Source organism: Marixanthomonas sp. SCSIO 43207 (assembly GCF_019904255.1).
GTDB lineage: Bacteria > Bacteroidota > Bacteroidia > Flavobacteriales > Flavobacteriaceae > Marixanthomonas.
The window spans coordinates 2,735,784-2,754,996 of the sequence record NZ_CP063203.1; the positions used below are offsets into that span (position 1 = coordinate 2,735,784).

19 protein-coding genes and 1 tRNA gene are annotated in these 19,213 nt (G+C 32.7%); 7 read left to right on the forward strand and 13 right to left on the reverse strand.

The annotated features are described in order from the left end of the window. Positions 1 to 206 precede the first annotated feature (206 nt). On the forward strand, positions 207 to 1,568 hold the full coding sequence (gene hemN / locus INR76_RS12850; protein ID WP_223108354.1) for an oxygen-independent coproporphyrinogen III oxidase: 1,362 nt from the start codon (positions 207 to 209) through the stop codon (positions 1,566 to 1,568). A gap of 68 nt (positions 1,569 to 1,636) precedes the next feature. Here the strand turns inward: hemN and INR76_RS14010 are convergent, their stop codons facing one another. The 10 genes from INR76_RS14010 to INR76_RS12895 all read right to left on the reverse strand — a co-directional run bounded on the left by INR76_RS14010 (position 1,637) and on the right by INR76_RS12895 (position 11,475). Further along, complete coding sequence (locus tag INR76_RS14010) at positions 1,637 to 1,768, reverse strand: hypothetical protein (protein WP_255592687.1); 132 nt, start codon at positions 1,766 to 1,768, stop codon at positions 1,637 to 1,639. An 18-nt stretch (positions 1,769 to 1,786) separates the two neighbouring features. Then, positions 1,787 to 2,524, reverse strand: a complete 738-nt coding sequence (locus INR76_RS12855; protein ID WP_223108355.1) for a sulfite exporter TauE/SafE family protein — start codon at positions 2,522 to 2,524, stop codon at positions 1,787 to 1,789. Positions 2,525 to 2,548: 24 nt separating this feature from the next. Beyond that, the gene (locus INR76_RS12860; RefSeq protein WP_223108356.1) at positions 2,549 to 2,995 is read right to left on the reverse strand and encodes a FixH family protein; all 447 of its coding nucleotides are present in this window, start codon (positions 2,993 to 2,995) and stop codon (positions 2,549 to 2,551) included. 16 nt (positions 2,996 to 3,011) lie between these two features. Next, positions 3,012 to 4,433, reverse strand: coding sequence for a cytochrome c oxidase accessory protein CcoG (gene ccoG, locus INR76_RS12865; protein WP_223108357.1), 1,422 nt, complete (start codon positions 4,431 to 4,433; stop codon positions 3,012 to 3,014). Positions 4,434 to 4,457: 24 nt separating this feature from the next. Continuing rightward, positions 4,458 to 5,426, reverse strand: coding sequence for a cbb3-type cytochrome c oxidase N-terminal domain-containing protein (locus INR76_RS12870; protein ID WP_223108358.1), 969 nt, complete (start codon positions 5,424 to 5,426; stop codon positions 4,458 to 4,460). Further along, a complete protein-coding gene (locus tag INR76_RS12875) occupies positions 5,423 to 5,611 on the reverse strand; it encodes a CcoQ/FixQ family Cbb3-type cytochrome c oxidase assembly chaperone (RefSeq protein WP_223108359.1) in 189 nt (62 codons plus the stop codon). The genes INR76_RS12870 and INR76_RS12875 overlap by 4 nt, the downstream gene beginning before the upstream one ends. Positions 5,612 to 5,613: 2 nt before the next feature. Continuing rightward, positions 5,614 to 7,815, reverse strand: a complete 2,202-nt coding sequence (ccoN, locus tag INR76_RS12880; RefSeq protein WP_223108360.1) for a cytochrome-c oxidase, cbb3-type subunit I — start codon at positions 7,813 to 7,815, stop codon at positions 5,614 to 5,616. Positions 7,816 to 7,850: 35 nt separating this feature from the next. Continuing rightward, positions 7,851 to 8,045: a cbb3-type cytochrome oxidase assembly protein CcoS gene (gene ccoS / locus INR76_RS12885; protein WP_223108361.1), complete on the reverse strand. Its 195-nt coding sequence runs from the start codon at positions 8,043 to 8,045 to the stop codon at positions 7,851 to 7,853. A 62-nt stretch (positions 8,046 to 8,107) separates the two neighbouring features. Continuing rightward, positions 8,108 to 10,531, reverse strand: a complete 2,424-nt coding sequence (locus INR76_RS12890; RefSeq protein ID WP_223108362.1) for a heavy metal translocating P-type ATPase metal-binding domain-containing protein — start codon at positions 10,529 to 10,531, stop codon at positions 8,108 to 8,110. A 92-nt stretch (positions 10,532 to 10,623) separates the two neighbouring features. Further along, the gene (locus INR76_RS12895; protein WP_223108363.1) at positions 10,624 to 11,475 is read right to left on the reverse strand and encodes a universal stress protein; all 852 of its coding nucleotides are present in this window, start codon (positions 11,473 to 11,475) and stop codon (positions 10,624 to 10,626) included. A 197-nt stretch (positions 11,476 to 11,672) separates the two neighbouring features. On the opposite strand from INR76_RS12895, the gene INR76_RS12900 reads away from it, so the two are divergent. Beyond that, on the forward strand, positions 11,673 to 11,897 hold the full coding sequence (locus INR76_RS12900; RefSeq protein WP_223108364.1) for a hypothetical protein: 225 nt from the start codon (positions 11,673 to 11,675) through the stop codon (positions 11,895 to 11,897). A gap of 4 nt (positions 11,898 to 11,901) precedes the next feature. Here INR76_RS12900 and INR76_RS12905 read toward each other — a convergent pair whose 3' ends face one another. The 3 genes from INR76_RS12905 to INR76_RS12915 form a co-directional block, all read right to left on the reverse strand. Further along, entirely contained in the window at positions 11,902 to 12,735 is an 834-nt protein-coding gene (locus INR76_RS12905) for a universal stress protein (RefSeq protein WP_223108365.1), read from the reverse strand. Between the two features lie 85 nt (positions 12,736 to 12,820). Beyond that, a complete protein-coding gene (locus tag INR76_RS12910; protein WP_223108366.1) occupies positions 12,821 to 13,873 on the reverse strand; it encodes a response regulator in 1,053 nt (350 codons plus the stop codon). 34 nt (positions 13,874 to 13,907) lie between these two features. Continuing rightward, positions 13,908 to 15,137 (reverse strand): PAS domain-containing sensor histidine kinase, encoded by a 1,230-nt coding sequence (locus tag INR76_RS12915; RefSeq protein WP_223108367.1) that lies wholly within the window; start codon positions 15,135 to 15,137, stop codon positions 13,908 to 13,910. Between the two features lie 157 nt (positions 15,138 to 15,294). On the opposite strand from INR76_RS12915, the gene INR76_RS12920 reads away from it, so the two are divergent. The 5 genes from INR76_RS12920 (at position 15,295) to INR76_RS12940 (ending at position 19,212) form a co-directional block, all read left to right on the forward strand. Next, positions 15,295 to 15,378 (forward strand) — tRNA-Leu (locus tag INR76_RS12920). A 112-nt stretch (positions 15,379 to 15,490) separates the two neighbouring features. Next, entirely contained in the window at positions 15,491 to 16,402 is a 912-nt protein-coding gene (locus INR76_RS12925; protein ID WP_223108368.1) for a MerR family transcriptional regulator, read from the forward strand. A gap of 52 nt (positions 16,403 to 16,454) precedes the next feature. Then, positions 16,455 to 17,921 (forward strand): NAD(P)/FAD-dependent oxidoreductase, encoded by a 1,467-nt coding sequence (locus tag INR76_RS12930; protein WP_223108369.1) that lies wholly within the window; start codon positions 16,455 to 16,457, stop codon positions 17,919 to 17,921. After that, positions 17,918 to 18,760 (forward strand): phytoene/squalene synthase family protein, encoded by an 843-nt coding sequence (locus INR76_RS12935; RefSeq protein ID WP_223108370.1) that lies wholly within the window; start codon positions 17,918 to 17,920, stop codon positions 18,758 to 18,760. Before INR76_RS12930 ends, INR76_RS12935 begins: the two co-directional genes overlap by 4 nt. Positions 18,761 to 18,762: 2 nt before the next feature. Beyond that, on the forward strand, positions 18,763 to 19,212 hold the full coding sequence (locus INR76_RS12940; protein ID WP_223108371.1) for a sterol desaturase family protein: 450 nt from the start codon (positions 18,763 to 18,765) through the stop codon (positions 19,210 to 19,212). The last annotated feature ends 1 nt before the right edge of the window (position 19,213 follow it).

Sequence of the window (19,213 nt, forward strand, 5' to 3'; positions counted from 1 at the left end):
TAATCGATTTTATGACTGCAAAGGTCTTGTTTGCAACTTGCATTTAGAATGATTTTTATCATTTAAAATACATTTTTTTAAATAAAGCTACTAGCTGATTTATATCATTTTCTGAAATCTAAGATGGTGATACTTTTGACCCGTATTAACATCCTAAATCATTTACTTAAAATAGTATATAGGAGCTTTAAAATGAATGTATACATATGTCATCATTATTAAACAAGTACAACGTAGCCGGTCCTCGGTATACGAGTTACCCAACAGTGCCTTATTGGAACGATAAAACATTTTCCGCAAATGCTTGGATACATACACTTCAACAAAGTATTAATGAAAGCAATCAAAAAGAAGGAATAAGTTTATACATACACCTTCCTTTTTGTGAAAGTCTATGTACATTTTGTGGTTGCAATAAACGAATCACAAAAAACCATGGTGTGGAAACTCCCTATCTACAATCGGTTTTAAAAGAGTGGCAACTGTATTGTAATTTTTTTTCTGAAAAACCAATTATTAAAGAATTACACTTAGGTGGTGGTACTCCTACATTTTTTTCGGTGCAAAATTTAGAATTATTAATTAATGGCATTTTTGACCTTGCTATAAAAGCCGAAAATGCCGAGTTAAGTTTTGAAGGACATCCTAATAATACTACACAAAATCACTTACAATCACTAGCATCATTAGGTTTTAACAGGATAAGTTTTGGTGTTCAAGACTATAATGAAACTGTTCAAAGAGCTATTAATCGCATGCAACCTTTTGAGCACGTTAAAGTCGCTACTGAAAATGCAAGAAACTCAGGGTTTACTTCGGTGGGTCATGACATTATTTTTGGATTGCCTTTTCAGAAAAAAGAACATATTATTCATACTATTAATCGTACAAAAGAGCTTTTGCCAGATCGTATTGCTTTTTATAGCTATGCACACGTACCATGGATAAAAGGAAATGGTCAACGAGGGTTTAAGGACTCTGATCTACCAACCGCTGAAGAAAAAAGAGAACAATACGAGATAGGTAAAAAAATGCTACTGGAAGCCGGTTATATTGAAATAGGTATGGACCACTTTGCTTTACCTACTGATAGCCTTTATAAAGCCGTAGAAAATAAAACCATACATCGTAATTTTATGGGATATACAGCTTCAAAAACGCAAGCTATGATAGGTTTGGGTGTTTCAGCTATTAGCGACAGTTGGTATAGCTTTGCTCAAAATGTGAAAACAGTAGAAACGTATCAACAATTAATTGAAGAAAACACCATACCGGTATTTAGAGGACACATACTTAATGAAGAAGATTTAATTATACGCAATCATATTTTAAATCTTATGTGTAAATTAAAAACCACTTGGGATAAAGAAAATGGATGGTTTGATGAACTTCCAGATTGTTTAATAAGTCTTCAAGAAATGGAACTAGACGGTTTAATAATCATTGAAAAAAATGAATTGTCTATTACCGAAAAAGGACGCCCTTTTGTCCGCAACGTGTGTATGGCTTTTGATTTACTTCTGAAAAGAAAACAACCACATCATCAATTGTTTTCTATGACAATTTAATTAGTGTAGATATATTTAAATTTTGATAAAAAAGGTCACTTATATTAGTAGTGACCTTTTTTATGCAATTATTTCTTTTTTCCGCCACTAACCATTGCATACACAACGGCAAATAATACCACACAAACAACAGCAAAAACGATTATCATAGCTGTGCCCATTCCCCAGTCTACCAAAGGCAATATAATAGTAGTAAGCATAATTAAAATTTTTATTGGTTAATATGTATTTTGAATTGTACTTTTTTCTGAAACTGTATGACAGTTGTAATTTGCTCCCACAACTTCTACAGCAGGTTTTGGCGAAATATAAGGAATACCCAGTCCCAGCCCGCGAACAATAAACAAACAACCTACTATCACCACAAATACAGGGATAGTTTTACGTATACGTTGTCTCATATGACCGGTTAAAAAGTTTCCTAAATAAATTGCAGTAGTCATTAAAGGAATGGTTCCTAAACCAAACAAAGCCATATACAAGCTTCCTTGTAACGCATTACCAGATGCTATAGCGCCAAATACTGCCATGTAAACTAAGCCACAAGGAAGAAAGCCATTTAAAAAACCAATACTTAAAAAAGTATCTGGAGATTTCTTTTTTAATGCTTTCCCTAATTCGTTTTTAACTTTTGATACAACTTTGTAAATAGGTTTTGAAAAATTATATTTCTGAAAAACTTTATAAGGAAGTAAAATTGTAATCACCATAATCACTCCTATTGCAATTGTTAATTGCTGCTGCATCCCGAACAAATAAAAGCTTTTACCTAATAGACCAAAAAGTAACCCAATAATTGAGTATGCTAGTATTCTACCGAAATGATATAAAAATAACTGCCCTACTTTTTTAAAAGAGTTGGTACGGTCTACCGGTAGTAAAAAAGCAATAGGACCGCACATACCTACGCAGTGAAAACTTCCTAGTAAACCAAATAATAAAGCAGATAGTATCATCTTTAAAAGTACTCAGGGTTTTGATTAATACAGTATTTGATCTTTGTATAAGTATTTTTTTCCTTTGTATTGCCAGTCAATAGTAATGTTCCAGCGACCATCTAGCAAGCTTTTGTCAGGTATGAGCAAATTGGATCCGGATATTTTCAAAGGGAATTGAAAGTCCAGTTTCTTGTTAGATGGTCTATATAGGAACACTTCTCCTGTAATTTGTTTTGAGTCTATTTCAGAAGGAAACGTTATTTGCCAACCGTCTTTGGTTTTAACGCCGTTTATGTTTTCAGAAAAGATAGATAGGTTTTTTTCTGCATCTATTTCTTCTTGATAAGCTAATTCTTTTTTATAATATTCTTCTACAACCAAGTCATAGCTGTATTTATCATTTGTACTCATTTTGATTACAAAAAACATTATAAAGCATATAAATGCTATAATTCCTATTAGAATGCCTGTTCCCCAATTAATTTTCATAATTTCTAGTATTGTGTTATTTATAGCTTCGAGGTCCTAAGAAAGATGTTGTCGTTGTTTCTATAAGCTTATCTTCACTATAAACACCTATTTTTACTTTGTCTTTATCACCATTTAACGCGCTTGCGTTTATTTCTATAAACAAGGTTCCTTCAGCTAGTTCTTGTTTAGGGACATCTATAGCGTTATTGGTTACCAACTTAATTGTTCCTTTATGCGAAAGAAGCTTGAATTGAATATTGTTTATTGTATCGGTTGTTTTATTTATTAGTTTGAAAGTAAACACGTTACTTATTATATTATCATCTTTGTGTTCATACAGTTGACCGGGTAATCTAAGTATACGTGCTTCTACATCGTTTCGTAAAAAGAGCATTCCTGTTAAAATTCCTATAAGTATGAATAAAACAGCTGTATATCCTTTTAATCTAGCAGTAAACTTGAATTTTGCTTTCTTTTCAATGTTTTCTTCACTAGCATAACGAATAAGTCCTTTAGGAAGGTTAACAGCTTCCATAATGCTATCACAAGCATCTATACAAGCTGTACAGTTTACACATTCTAGCTGCGTACCATTTCTTATATCTATACCGGTAGGACATACATGAACACACTGAAAGCAGTCAATACAATCACCTTTACCTGTGGTAGCACGGTCTTCTTTTTTATTGAATTTTGCTCTCCCTTTCTCTTTTTCTCCTCGTTTATGGTCATAAGCAACTACAATACTTTTGGTATCTAACAGCACACCTTGTAATCTGCCGTAAGGACAGGCAATAATGCACACCTGTTCTCTAAACCAGGCAAAAACAAAATAGAAAACCCCTGTAAAAATTATTAATGAAATAAGAGTATTTAAGTTTTCAAGAGGTCCTTCTTGAATGTATTCTAATAATTTGTCACTTCCTATAATGTAGGCCAAAAACACATTGGCTATTAAAAATGAAATGATAAAAAACAGAAACCATTTAAGTGCTTTTTTTCTTATTTTTTCTGCATTCCAGGGTTGTTTATCCAACCGTATTTGTTTGCCCCGATCCCCTTCAATGGCATATTCAATTCTTCTAAAAACCATTTCTAAAAAAATAGTTTGAGGACATATCCATCCGCAAAATATTCTTCCAAAAGCCACGGTAAAAAGAATAACAAACACAACACCTATTATCATTGAAATAACAAACAGGTGAAAGTCTTGTGGCCAGAAAGGAAACCCGAAAATATTAAACCTTCTTTCTAATATATTAAATAGTAAAAATTGATTACCGTTCACTTTTATGAATGGCGCCGAAAATAGAAATGCCAATAAAAAATAGCTTACGTACTTACGGTATTTATAATACTTACCTGAAGGTTTTTTAGGATAAACCCAAGAACGTTTTCCTTCTTCGTTTATAGTACCTATACTATCTCTAAATGTTTCGTTTTGAGGCGTCTCCACAATCTATTTTTATTGTAACTATAATTAATTAACTACGTCTTCGGTTACGGGTTGGTCTTCCATTAGTACTTGTATAGTAGTAGAGTCTATTTGTTTTACTTCTACTTCTTCAATTGGAGCATTTGGGTCTACCCAAAGATCACCTTCTGGGTCTTTTGCATCTGCAGGATTGGTACCGTGCAAACTAAGGACGTAGCTGGCAACTTGAGCCATTTCACTAGGTCTTAAATCTGTTTTCCAAGCAACCATCCCTTTTCCATCTCGACCTCCTTCAGAAATGGTGTTGAATACATTTTTAATACCTCCTCCCAAAATCCAGTAATCATCTGTTAAATTAGGGCCTATACCTCCACCACCATCTACTTTATGACAAGCTACGCAGTTTGCTTCAAATACTGTTTTACCAGCTGCAATGTCTTGTTTTCCTGTGAGTAACTCAACAGTGTTTACATCAATTAAATCTTTTGCTGTTTTTTTGTATTCTTCTATTTCTGCTCGTGCTTCAGCAACTGCAATTTCATACTCTTCATCTTGATTTACACCATCAAAAATGTGATATCGAACTAAATAAACTACTGCAAAAACGATGGTAGCGTAAAACATATATACCCACCAAGGAGGTAATACATTATCAAGCTCTCGAATACCATCATAATTATGATCAAGAATTATTTCTTGTTCTTTTTCAATTGGTTTTTTAGCTAATAACTTTTTGTAAGTTTTTTTAAACCAATTGTTCTCTCTTTTATATTCTTGTTCTGCGAGGTACCGTTGTTGAGCTTCTTCATTCAAGCCTCTAAAGAGTATGCTTTTAAGCGTTTCTGAAATTACCTCAATAGCTATTGCAAAAAGAAAGACCAACGCCAATACGGCCCAAATAACAGGGTATTTAATTATGGCCCAACTATCACCGGTATCAACAGTGAATTCCATAAGTATAAAGGCAATGGCCATTATGCCAATTACTCGTAAATAGGATGCTGTGGTTTTCATAACTGTTGATTGTTTTTATCGTTCTCTAATGGTATTTTACTTACTTGTTTTATATGTTCTTTTTTAGCTGTAAAAACCCACCAAAATAGGATTACAAAAAATATAAAAAAGATGAGCAGCGAAATGATTGGATATACCGATACCCCATCAATACTTTCTAAATTTCCTTTTATAAATTTTAGCATGATTAGTTATTTTCTGCTGAAATTTCTTCAGCTGTTTTTACTTTAATATCTGTTCCTAAGCGTTGTAGATATGCTATCAAGGCAACAATCTCTCTATCTTTCATTTCTACAAATGGCTCGTTGTTTTGCTGAGCATATTTTTTGTCTGCTTCATATGTTTTTGCAAAGTCTGGGTCGCTGTAAAGGTTTTGTTCAATTTCAGCTCCTTGCTTATTCATAGATTGTTGAGCGTTTGCTATGTCTTCTTCTGTATAGGGTACACCTAAGGTTACCATTGCTTCCATCTTTTTCTCAGTACTACTTTTATCAAGCTTTGAACTGATGAGCCATTGATATGCCGGCATAATTGATCCTGAAGAAGTACTTTGCGGATCATACATATGATTAAGGTGCCAATTGTCACTGTATTTGCCTCCTACACGTAATAAGTCTGGTCCTGTACGTTTACTTCCCCAAAGGAAGGGATGGTCATACACATATTCTCCACTTTTTGAATATTCACCGTAACGCTCTACTTCACTTCGGAAGGGACGAATCATTTGCGAATGACAAGAAACACAACCTTCTCTAATATAGATATCACGACCTTCCAATTCTAATGGTGTATAAGGTTTTACACTTGAAATTACAGGTACATAATCATCAACCAGTAAGGAAGGTATAATTTGAACCATACCACCTATTAAAATAGCGATAGTAGCATAGATTGTTAATTTTACCGGTCTTCTTTCTAACCAAGTGTGATACCCTTCTTTTGCTGTTCTACGCTTCGTTACACGTTCTAGTGGAGCTGCTTCTGCAAGTTCATCGGTTACCTTACTACCACTTCTTGCTGTCATAATTACATTATAAAGCGAAATAAATGCACCTATGATAAATAAACTTCCACCAATTGCTCGCATCCAGTACATTGGTATGATTTCAGCTACAGTTTCTAAAAAGTTACCGTAGGTTAGTGTACCGTCTGGGTTAAATTGTTTCCACATTGAAGCTTGAACAAACCCTGCAACATACATAGGTAATGCATATAAGATGATTCCTAACGTACCTATCCAAAAGTGAACATTGGCTAACTTTATAGAATATAATTTTGTTTTAAAGAGCTTTGGAACTAACCAATACACCATACCAAAGGTTAAAAATCCATTCCAAGCCAGAGCTCCTACGTGTACGTGAGCAATAATCCAATCGCTAAAATGAGCAATCGCATTTACATTTTTTAAAGAAAGCATAGGACCTTCAAAAGTTGCCATACCATACCCTGTTATTGCGACAACCATAAATTTTAAAACTGGGTCTGTTCTCACTTTATCCCAAGCGCCCCTAAGTGTTAAAAGCCCATTAATCATACCACCCCAAGAAGGAGCAATTAGCATTACAGAGAAAGCCACCCCTAAGTTTTGAGCCCAATCTGGTAAAGAAGAATATAATAAATGGTGAGGACCTGCCCAGATATAGATAAAGATTAAGGACCAAAAGTGAATTATTGATAACTTATATGAGTAAACTGGTCTGTTAGCAGCCTTTGGAACAAAATAATACATTAAGCCTAAAAAAGGTGTTGTTAAGAAAAATGCTACTGCATTATGACCATACCACCATTGCACTAACGCATCTTGAACACCTGCATAAAAGGAATAACTCTTTAATGCAGAAACCGGCAACTCTATACTATTAACAATGTGAAGTACTGCTACAGTAACAAAAGTTGCTAAATAAAACCAGATTGCAACATATAAGTGTCGCTGTCTACGTTTTAAAATAGTTCCTATCAAGTTTGCCCCAAAAGCAACCCATATTACAGCAATTGCTATATCAAAAGGCCACTCTAACTCTGCATATTCTTTTGAAGTAGTATACCCCAATGGTAAAGTGATTGCTGCACCTACAATGATAGCTTGCCATCCCCAAAAGTTAATATTACTCAATAGATCACTCCACATTCTAGCTTTTAATAAGCGTTGCGTAGAATAATATACCCCTGCAAATATTGCATTACCAACAAATGCAAATATTACAGCATTGGTATGTAAAGGCCGCAACCTACCAAAGCTTAACCAAGATATTCCATCGGTTATGTTAGGAAATAAAAACATGAACGCGAGTAGTAATCCTACGCTCATTCCAATAATACCCCAAAACATGGTGGCATTGACAAACTTTTTTACGATTTTATTATCGTAATAAAACTGTTCTGTTTGCATAATAGTTACAATTACATTCCGTAGTACGGATTTGATTAATTAGACTTATTTATATTCTTAGATTCTTGAGATTCTACTTTTTGCTCCCTTAACTCATCTTCAAAAAGCATGCGTACCGAAGGCGTGTATGTATCATCGTATTGTCCTTTTTTTACTGAGAAAATAAATAGCCCAAAAAAGACCAATGCTACCACTACACTAATTGATAATAACACATAGATTATACTCATACCTACTTATTGTTTGGTTTTGTAAAACTACTTTTTGATGTTTTAAAAAAATATGACAATAGTCACCTTTGGTTATTTAAATTCATTCTTAATTTTCTACTCGCATATTGAGTTGCGAGGGTAGTAAAAACAACAATACTTATACTACTCAAGGGCATTAAAATTGCTGCTATAACGGGCTTTAAATGCCCTGTTACGGCAAAAGAGAGGCCAATAACATTGTAAACCAACGAGAGAATAAAAGCCCATTTTATTATGGCAATCCCTTTTTTTGAGAGGTCTATAAAACTTACTAGATTTTTAAACATTGAAGCGTCTAGAATTCCATCGCAGGCAGGTGAAAAAACATTAATATTTTCAGAAATAACAATACCTACATCACTTTGTTTTAAAGCGCCGGCATCATTTAATCCATCACCTATCATCATTACTTTTTTACCTTGTTGCTGTTGTTGATGGATAAATTGTAGTTTATCATCTGGCTTTTGATTAAAAATAAGTGAAGTACTTTCAGGAACTAGCTTTTTTAATGTTTCTCGCTCTCCATCGTTATCACCAGATAAAATGATTACCTTATTGGTATCACTTAAAGCTGTAAAAATTTCAGAAACACCTTTTCTGTATTCATTTTGAAAAATATAGCATCCCTTATAAACGTTATTTGCACTTACGTGTACAGCTGTTTTTGAAATATCATGTAACTGGTTAATCTCATCACTTTGAGAGTTTTTATTAACGTATGCAAACGAACCTACTTTAATACTGCTTTGATTCACTTCGGCTTTGATTCCTTTACCAGTTTCTTCTTCAAAAAAGTCTAACGTTTTTATATTATTATCTTTTAAAACTGAATACAGCGCTCTGCTCAATGGGTGGTTTGAAGCTCGTAGTGTACTAGTTAAAAGTTGTTTTTCATCCTCTGTTAATTCTATACCTTCATATGAAATAATATTTTTCCGGTTGGTTGTAAGCGTTCCTGTTTTATCAAAAACTACAGTATCTATTTTTGCGAGTTGCTCAATGACTGACGCTTCTTTTAAATAGAGCTTATTTCTTCCGAAGATGCGCAGCAAATTTCCCAATGTAAATGGAGCTGCCAAGGCTATGGCACACGGACAGGCAACTATTAAAACAGCTGTAAATACATTGAATGCTTTTGAAGGATCAATGACTAGCCAAATGAGGGTAGAAACAAAAGCAATACTTAAAATTGCAAGGGTAAAACGTTTACTTATACTATCTGTCAAGGATTGAAAAATCCCATTTTTATCTTTACTGAATACATCATTACTCCATAATTGAGTAAGATAACTTTGTTGAACTTCTTTTAACGCTTCAACCTCAATAATGCCTGCCTGTTGACGTCCGCCGGCGTAGAGTTTATCTCCGCTGTTTTTTGAAACCGGTTCGGCTTCTCCAGTAACAAAGCTATAATCAATTAACGCATTACCTTTTATTAAAATAGCATCAACCGGTAGTAACTCATTGTTTCTAATTAACAGCCTATCTCCTTTTTTAATTTTGTAAACCTCTGCTTGCTCTTCTATAACAGCGTTGTTTTCTGCTTTTTTTAATCGTGTTACTGCAATAGGAAAATATGATTTGTAATCACGCTCAAAAGATAAATATGAGTAGGTTTTTTGCTGAAAAAATTTACCTAGTAATAAAAAGAAGACTAATCCTGTTAAGCTGTCAAAAAAACCAGAATCCCAATCAAAAATAATTTCAATCGTACTTCTTAAAAATAATACGCTTATACCAATGGCAATAGGAATATCTATATTTAAAATACCCGAACGTATACCTTTATAAGCTGAAGTAAAATAATCTCGCCCTGAGTAAAAAACCACCGGTACAGAAAAGGCAAACATCAACCATCTAAAAACGTGTTTAAATTGCTCAAGCCAAAACTCATTAACTTCAAAATACTCTGGAAATGATAAAAACATCACATTTCCAAAAGCAAATCCTGCTACACCAAGTTTGTAAATAAGACTTCTATCTACACTCTTTTCTTTTTTGTCTGAATTTTCAAGAGATATAGTGGGCTCATACCCCAATTTACTTAATAAAACTACTATTTTTTTTAGCGTAGTTTTTTCAGAAGAATACGTAATCCTGATTGTTTTTTCAGGAAAGTTTACTTGTGAATTTTGTATAGCTTCATCTAGTTTGTTTAAATTTTCTAAAACCCAAATACAACTACTACAATGTATCGTTGGTATTACAAAGGATACAATTTGTGTTGTTGCATCATTAAACTCTACTAGCTTTTCAACTATATCTTGATTATCTAAAAAATCAAACCGCCCTTCAATTTCTTTTGGTGAACTACCGGGAGCTTGTTCAAGCGTGTAGTAATAATCAAGATTGTTCTCGTTTAATATTTCATAAACGGTTTTACAACCATGACAACAAAATGATTTTTCATGGTGTACTATATGCGTATCTATACAAGGGTCACCACAGTGAAAACATGTAGTCATAGATTAAAAATTTGCTCATTATACCTATTACAAAGGTGCGACTGAACCTTGTTTTAAAAAATGACAATTATCAGTACGGGAATAGATGTTTGTTAGCTTCTTATGTCGTGTAAAGCAAGAATAGGCACCTTGGCATGAGCTCCTAATTCTTTGACCATTGGATTGGTAAAAATGCTTCCGAAGAAGGTGTGCTTTTTATTAATAAAAGCAATCATTTCACTACCTCTGCTCTGCACAAAGGATTGAAGTCCTTTTTTTACACTTATGTTTTCTAGCTCGTGATGAGTAAACTCTATTTGATGAAAGATGTCTTCTAGCAATTGTTTATTTTCTTTTTGCTTATCACTTAGCGAAAGTTCTTCTTTCATATGCAATATGCGAATAGGTGCATTTGTTAATCTTGCTATTTCTATTAAGTGCTTAAGCTCTCTTTGTTTAAAATGTGTTTTAAAACTTGTAGGAAAAACAATCTCATTAGGGTCTTTAAAAATTACATCTCCCGGGATAGCCAATACAGGACACAATCGTATTTTTTCCATAACAGTAATGGTATTACTGCCAAAAACTACTTTGTTTGAGTCAGTTTCGCCGCGAGTTCCCATTACAATAAACTCAATGTCTTTATCATCTATTATTTGTTTTATAACATTGGTAAGGGTGCCAAATTCACTATAAAAGTAAAACCTATGCCCTGGAGAATCGTCTCTAAAGTTGAGCTGTGTTTTTAGTTTTTCAATATTTTTTTCAGATGCTTCTTTTATTACTTCATATGCAGCGTCACCGGGTTCGGGTATTAAAAGGTTTTCTGTAGAATAACCACTTAAAAAGTAGGTGTTAACTATATGAAATTCACAATGCTCTCTTTTAAAAAGGTCTATTGCATAGGTTGTGGCATTCCACGCGTTTTTTGAGAAGTCTGTTGGGATAAGGATTTTCTTTTTCATGTTGTTGATTTTTATAGCTTAAAATTAAAATGAAACAAAGGCTTAAAAAATGATAAAAATCAGTCTATGAAGACTGTTGAAAAAAAATCACTTAGATAAGTTTGACAGTAAAACAAAGACAAAAACCACTCTTTATCAATTATTTAGCTATTTATTAAGAGCTTTTTTAGTTTTTGAAACGTAACTTTAAAATAAAAATGAAAACTTCAGCTATAACTTGGTTAAGCATCACAACTATATTTTTGCTTACAGTTACTATTTTTTCAGTGATGAATATTTTATTTAGCTGGGTGTTTTACATAACAATTATTGGTCAAGCTTTTCTGTTATACAGTGTCTATAAAATCTTGACAGACTCATACACCACAGATAAAACATTTGAAGATTTTTATGAAGATCACCCTATAAAGAAGGAAGAATAAATATTTATTCATGCAAAACTAGAAAAGGTGTTTCTGTTTGAAAACTTACTTTTTCAATATTAGGTTTAAATAAAATACGCTGAAAAAAGTTTAAGTTTTTGGCTACCATCGCAATAATATTTATTTCCTTTTTTTCTACAAACTGCTGTATGGTATCTTCAAGGTTTAAGCAGTTACACGTATTAAAAGAATGTTGTAACTCTTCAATACTTTTTGAAAGAATCGTTTTATTCTTTTTTTGTTCGGTAGTTAATGGTAGTTTTTTTATTCCTACATGAACAATTTCTAAAGATGAATTATGTAACCCAGTTATTGTTTTTAATGTTTTAAGTACTCTTTTATTATATGAAATATTATAATCTGTAGGAAAGGCAATTTGTAAAGGAGTTTCATAGCGAGCCTTTTCTGGTATAACCAAAACCGGACACTTAACCTTGGTAATCACATCACCCGCATTGCTTCCTAAAAGATACTTTTTTATGCCAGAAACACCTTTGGTTCCCATTATTATTAAATCAATTTGCTTTGCAACTATTTGTACTCTAAGCGTTTTAATGAATGAGTTATATTCAATACCAAAATTATAGGTGTGCTTTTTATTTTTACTTTCTGAAAGAATTCGGTTTTTTAAAAGGGAGAGTTGATCTTCTACAGTTTGATTTTTTGAAGCTTTAGTCACAGCTAGATCATTGGTGGCTTCATCAAGAACTGTATATTCATTCGCATTGCTTACGTGCAATATAAAAAAAGTAACCTCTACATTTTTTAATAAATGTAGGGCATAATTAATGGCATTCCACGAATTATCTGAAAAGTCTGTGGGTATTAAAACATTCATTACACTTCATTACTTAATGGCAAATGTAATCCTATGGCACTCTGTAAAGAATGACAATAATCAGTTTTAATAAATTAGGTAGTACTTAATTGACTTCTTGTAACCCTTCAAGATCAACAATTTTAATATTACGCCCCTCAATTTCTATTAGTCCTTTCTTTTTAAAGTCTGAAAGGGTACGTATTAAACTTTCAGTTGCTATTCCTGCAACACTTGCCAGGTCATATCTAGAGATTTTAATACCATCGTGAGGTTTTTTGTTTAATACTTCTGTAAACTGAAGAATAGTATTTGCTGTTTTACGTCTCACCGAACTAAAAGCCATTTGCAGTAACTGTTCTTTTACTTCTGAAATTGAATTTGATAAAACATTCAATAACTCTAAGGATACATTTTTATTTTTAGTAAGAATTTCTTTTAAATCTGAAATAGGCACACCGGCTAGTTCTACTTGTTCAACAGAAGTGGCTTCTTCAGTATATGGAATGCTTTCCATTAACGATGTAAAACCTAAAAAGTCATCGGCTTTGTGAAGATTAGTGATTAACTCTTTGCCGTTGTCATCCATTTTATGAGTTTTTACAACTCCTTTTAATATTAAATAAACCATTGTCGCATATTGACCATTTCGGAAAATTGTTTCACCTTTTTCATATTTTAAAATTTTTCCGTGGTCATCAAAAAAGTTTTTAAGCTCATTAAGGTTTCTCACACCATCTTCATTGTCTTTTTCTGCTTGTTGCCCAGGCTGCACCATATTTGATAGCAACGTAGCTTTTGCAAGGCGACTTTCTACGGCACTTATTAACTCATCTTCTTCAAAAGGTTTGGTTAGGTAATCATCTGCTCCTAGATCCATTCCTTTTCGTATTTCTTTATGCTCAGTTTTTGCAGATAAAAATATAAACGGAATGTGTTGTGTTATTGTATTTGAGGAGAGCGCACTTAAAACCCCATATCCATCTAACTCTGGCATCATTATGTCACAGATGATCAAATCTGGTATTTCACGTAAAGCTGTTTCTACTCCTAGCGTTCCATTGGGAGCTGTTAACACCTTATAATCTGATAATTCTAATAGTTCTTCTGTGTTTTCACGTAAAGCTGCATCGTCTTCAATTAAAAGGATGGTTTTCATAAAAAAGCTATTGATAGTTAAAAGATTAAAGGTTTTAATTTAAGTGTAATGGTATAGAAACTACAAACGTACTTCCCTTATTTTCTGTACTAGAAAAAGTTATTTTGCCGTCAAGATTATCTAGGTGACTTTTTATAATATTTAATCCTATTCCGGTACCTGCATTTATAAGAGCATTTTCGGCTCTAAAGTATCTATTAAAAATATGTTTTTGTTCTTTTTCGGGAATGCCAATTCCTTCGTCTTTTACTGAAATAATAAGATGCTTCTTTTTGGTTTCTACAGTTACATAAATCGTACAATTTTCTGAAGAATATTTGATGGCGTTGTTGATTAAATTGGTCAAAATAAGTTCAAGTATTTTTTCATCAAATTCAACGACAATATCATCAATATCACTAGGGTATTCAATAGATTGTCCATCTTTTAAAAGCATATTGGCGTCATAGATCACTTCATTAAGTACTTTACTTAATGGGAAGGTACTAAACTTGTATACGGTTTTACCAGACTCTAACCGTTCTATTGAAAGAAAATCACTTAAAATATTGTCTAGATATTTAATCTTTGATTTAATCGTTTTTAAGTGTTTATCTCTTTTTTCTTGTTGATGAGTTTCTTTATACTTGCCTATTAATGTAGCCGATGTAAGAATACCACTTAAAGGTGTTTTAAATTCATGAGACACCATAGATAGAAACTTTGTTTTAAGTTCATTAAGTTCTCTTTCCTTTTTTAGTGACTCTTTAATTTTGCTTTCGGCTGTTTTTCGTTTTTCTACTTCATTTTTAAGTTTGTCAACAGTTTCTTCAAGTGTTTTAGTGCGTTGTGCAATTTTTTCTTCAAGGTTTGAGTTTAGATCCAGTATTACCTTTTCTTGTTGTTTTCTTATAGTGATATCACTTACGAGTGCCATCACATACATATTCTCATAAATTTGAAACGGATTAAGTCCTGCTTCTACCGGAAAAGTTGTTCCGTCTTTACGCAAACCATATAAATCACGCCCGTGCCCCATCTGCCTTCTCTTGCTATGATGCATGAAATTTTTAAAATGTCCTGAATGATTGGCTTTATATTTTTGAGGTATAAGAAGGTTGAGATGTTCTCCTAAAAGTTCATCAGTTTCATACCCAAACATAGCATTTGCAGCACCATTGCTAGCTACTACTTCTTGATCTTTGTTTACAATTATTATCCCTTCTGAAATGGCTTCAGATAAGAGCTTAAATATATTGCCTTTTTTTTCTTCAAAAACGTTCACATACCAAAAATAAGAATTTTACTATGGAAGTTTACCATATTAAATTTATTTTATTGCGCCTTAAAGCTATCTTGAAAAAAATTCTAAATTGAAAGAAATCTCTCTTATCAAAATACATATATTTGCAATCTCTAAAAACAAAGCACCTTATTTGTAAGCCCAGGTGCTGGAACTGGTAGACAGGCATGGTTGAGGGCCATGTGTCCATTAGGGCGTATGGGTTCGACTCCCATCCTGGGCACTTACTTTCACACAGATATGATGTTGTTTAGTTTATTTTAAAAAAAACTAAACATTTTTTAAATTTATCTTTTTCTTTTTAGTAATTTGAGCACACCAATTTTAATTGCTTAATGTCTATACAAACTACGTTTAGTATCAAGGATCTTGAAAATTTAAGTGGTATAAAGGCACATACCATTCGTATCTGGGAAAAAAGATACAACCTATTAGAACCAAATAGAACTGATACTAATATTCGAGAGTACAGCTTAGATAGCCTAAAAAAGCTGTTGAATATTTCTTTTTTATATAATAGTGGTTTAAAAATCTCTAAAATTGCTGCGCTTGATGAAGATGAAATCATTAAACTTATTGAAGAATATACAGTTAAAGATAAGGATGCGCATACCATTCAGCTGTTAAAAACTGCTATGTTTGAGTTTAATTATCCGTTATTTCAAAAAACAATTCAAGAATTTGAAAAAACGAATGATTTCAGAACTTTGTTTTTTGATATTTTTATTCCATTACTAACTGAATTGGGAACTTTATGGCACACCGGAACAATTGATCCTGCTCACGAACATTTCATTTCAGAATTGATAAAACAGAAAATTATTGTCAATATTGACTCTTTAAAAAAAGAATCTTTTGATGATACTAAACCTACATTCTGCCTTTATTTGCCTCATCACGAAATGCACGAAATAGGCTTATTATACTGTCATTATGAGGTGTTAAAAGCTGGCTTTAATACCGTTTACCTAGGCCCAAATATTCCACTTGAAAATTTAAAGCATATTGTAAAACATTACCAAAACGTACTTTTTTTATCCTACTTTACTGTAAAGCCTAAAAAAACTCCTTTGGCAAAGTATATAGTTGACTATAGTGATAAAATTGATTCAGAAAAGAAACAATCACTTTGGTTAATGGGTCGAGAAACACAAGAATTAAAAGAAAAAAATACTTTTAACAACATTACAGTTGTACAAAACCACACCGAATTGATTGAGAAACTTAAAATTTTAAAAAAATCATAACATATCTATATCTATTTTTGTTTAATATTTGCTTAAATTTGTTAAACATAATATGAAAAATATCGCAATCATCGGTTCTGGGTTCTCATCATTAGCAGCAAGTAGCTATCTTGCAGCACAAGGCTATACAGTTACTATCTATGAAAAAAATAAAACTGTGGGTGGTAGAGCCAGACAGTTACATAAAGAAGGTTTTACCTTTGATATTGGCCCTACTTGGTACTGGATGCCCGACGTTTTTGAACGTTTCTTTTCAGACTTTAATAAAAAACCATCAGACTATTATAGCCTTACAAAGCTTAATCCTGCTTATAGTGTATACTTCGGAAAAGAAGAGTTTATAACTATTGAAGATACCTTAGAAAAAATATGCAAAGCCTTTGAAGATGAAGAACCTGAGAGTTCAAAAAAACTGAGAAAGTTTATTGCCAAGGCTCAAAACAATTATGATGTTGCTATTAAAGATTTAGTTTACAGACCGGGCGTTTCACCTTTTGAACTAGTAACTCCGGTTACTATGAAGAAAATAGGGCAATTTTTTAGCACTATTAGTAAAGAAGTAAGGAAAGAATTTAAAAACCCGAAATTAATCTCTATTCTAGAGTTTCCGGTATTGTTTTTAGGAGCAAAACCTTCAAATACTCCAGCATTTTACAGTTTTATGAATTATGCAGATTTTGGTTTGGGTACGTTTCACCCAAAAGATGGAATGTATAGTGTTATTGAAGGAATTAAAAATCTAGCCGAAGAACTAGGCGTAACCATAAAAACCAATCAAAACGTTGAAGAAATTATCCTTACAGACAATGTTGCTTCAGCCATAAAAATAAACGGAAAAGATATCAAGGCAGATTGCATTGTAAGTGGTGCAGATTATCATCATACCGAAACGCTGTTACCAAAAAAATTCCGTCAATACTCTGAAACCTATTGGGACAAAAAAATATTTGCGCCTTCTTCCCTATTATTTTACGTAGGGTTTGACAAAAAAATAGAAAATGTAGACCATCATACCCTGTTTTTTGATGTAGACTTTGAAGCTCATTCACAAGCAATTTATGACAATCCAAAGTGGCCAGAAAAACCCTTATTTTATGCTAGTTTTCCTTCAAAAACAGATAACAGTACGGCACCAATAGATAAGGAAGCCGGTATTTTTTTAATACCATTAGCACCGGGATTAGAAGACACACCAGAAATACGAGAAGCGTATTTTGAGAAAATAATGACAAGATTTGAATACCTTACCAACCAAGAAGTAAAAAATTACGTTATATTTAAAGAGTCCTTTTGCGTAAATGACTTTATTGAGCAGTACAACTCTTATAAAGGAAACGCATACGGACTTGCAAATACGTTGTTACAGACTGCATTTTTGCGTCCTAGTTTACAGAGTAAAAAGGTTAAAAATCTTTTTTTTACAGGACAGCTAACAGTTCCGGGGCCAGGTGTTCCACCCTCATTAATTTCGGGAAAACTAGTTGCTGGTTTAGTACAAAAACAAATAGAAAAATCGTGAAAGAAATCTTCGACATAGTATCTAGAACTTGCAGCAAAAACGTAACAAATGCATATAGTACATCGTTTTCACTTGCTACCAAAATGTTGGCACCTACCATTCGCCAAGATATTTATAATATTTATGGGTTTGTTCGGTTTGCAGATGAAATTGTAGACTCGTTTCATGATTATGATAAAGAAACTCTTTTTAATCGTTTTGAAAAAGATTTACACAACGCCTTGAAAGACAAAATAAGTCTCAATCCTATTTTAAATTCTTTTCAGCATACAGTTAATAGATACAAGATTGATCAGCATTTGATAGATTCTTTTATGAAAAGTATGCGCTTAGATTTATCCAAAAAAGAATATATCACCGAAACCGACTATAAAGAATACATTTATGGCTCTGCAGACGTTGTGGGCTTAATGTGCTTAAAAGTTTTTGTAAAAGGCGATACAGAAAAATATGAAGAGCTTAAAGATTCTGCAATGCATTTGGGATCGGCTTTTCAAAAAGTAAACTTTTTAAGAGATTTAAAAGAAGATTTTGAAGATTTGAGTCGAACCTATTTTCCAAATACCAATTTAAAAGCCCTTGATGAAATTTCAAAGCAACGTATTATTGAAGAGATTGAAGAAGATTTTAGTAAAGGCTATGAAGGAATTTTAAAACTTCCTGCCGAAGCTAAATTTGGCGTTTTTATGGCCTATCGATATTACAAGAGATTGCTGAAAAAGTTACAACGAACCCCGGCAATTGAAATTAAAAACACTAGAATTCGTGTTCCCAATTATGAGAAATTTGGGTTATTGACACGAAGTTATGTAAAATACCAATTAAAACTAGTTAAATAGCTATGACAACATTTTTTTGGATTCTTATATTTTTAGCCACCTTTTGTGTAATGGAATTCATGGCATGGTTTACTCACAAATATATTATGCATGGCTTTTTATGGAGCTTGCATAGAGATCACCATCATAAAGACCACAGCAGCTGGTGGGAACGCAATGACTTATTCTTTATATTTTATGCAGTAGTAAGTATATGCTGTTTTATAGGTTGGGAATATTATGGCTTTTGGGCAGGATTACCCATTGGTTTAGGTATTTTTGCCTACGGAATTGCTTACTTCTTTGTTCATGATATTTTTATTCATCAACGTTTTAAGCTTTTCAGAAATGCTAATAATTGGTATGCAAAAGGAATAAGACGTGCTCATAAAATACATCATAAACATCTAGGAAAAGAAGATGGAGAATGTTTTGGTATGCTCTTGCCGCCTTTGCGTTTTTTTAAAAGATAAT

Coding starts and splice junctions, on each gene's coding strand:
- hemN (WP_223108354.1), top strand. CDS start 207: ATGTCATCATTATTAAACAAGTACAACGTAGCCGGTCCTCGGTATACG.
- INR76_RS14010 (WP_255592687.1), bottom strand. CDS start 1,768: ATGCTTACTACTATTATATTGCCTTTGGTAGACTGGGGAATGGGCACA.
- INR76_RS12855 (WP_223108355.1), bottom strand. CDS start 2,524: ATGATACTATCTGCTTTATTATTTGGTTTACTAGGAAGTTTTCACTGC.
- INR76_RS12860 (WP_223108356.1), bottom strand. CDS start 2,995: ATGAAAATTAATTGGGGAACAGGCATTCTAATAGGAATTATAGCATTT.
- INR76_RS12870 (WP_223108358.1), bottom strand. CDS start 5,426: ATGAAAACCACAGCATCCTATTTACGAGTAATTGGCATAATGGCCATT.
- INR76_RS12875 (WP_223108359.1), bottom strand. CDS start 5,611: ATGCTAAAATTTATAAAAGGAAATTTAGAAAGTATTGATGGGGTATCG.
- ccoN (WP_223108360.1), bottom strand. CDS start 7,815: ATGCAAACAGAACAGTTTTATTACGATAATAAAATCGTAAAAAAGTTT.
- ccoS (WP_223108361.1), bottom strand. CDS start 8,045: ATGAGTATAATCTATGTGTTATTATCAATTAGTGTAGTGGTAGCATTG.
- INR76_RS12890 (WP_223108362.1), bottom strand. CDS start 10,531: ATGACTACATGTTTTCACTGTGGTGACCCTTGTATAGATACGCATATA.
- INR76_RS12895 (WP_223108363.1), bottom strand. CDS start 11,475: ATGAAAAAGAAAATCCTTATCCCAACAGACTTCTCAAAAAACGCGTGG.
- INR76_RS12900 (WP_223108364.1), top strand. CDS start 11,673: ATGAAAACTTCAGCTATAACTTGGTTAAGCATCACAACTATATTTTTG.
- INR76_RS12905 (WP_223108365.1), bottom strand. CDS start 12,735: ATGAATGTTTTAATACCCACAGACTTTTCAGATAATTCGTGGAATGCC.
- INR76_RS12910 (WP_223108366.1), bottom strand. CDS start 13,873: ATGAAAACCATCCTTTTAATTGAAGACGATGCAGCTTTACGTGAAAAC.
- INR76_RS12925 (WP_223108368.1), top strand. CDS start 15,491: ATGTCTATACAAACTACGTTTAGTATCAAGGATCTTGAAAATTTAAGT.
- INR76_RS12930 (WP_223108369.1), top strand. CDS start 16,455: ATGAAAAATATCGCAATCATCGGTTCTGGGTTCTCATCATTAGCAGCA.
- INR76_RS12940 (WP_223108371.1), top strand. CDS start 18,763: ATGACAACATTTTTTTGGATTCTTATATTTTTAGCCACCTTTTGTGTA.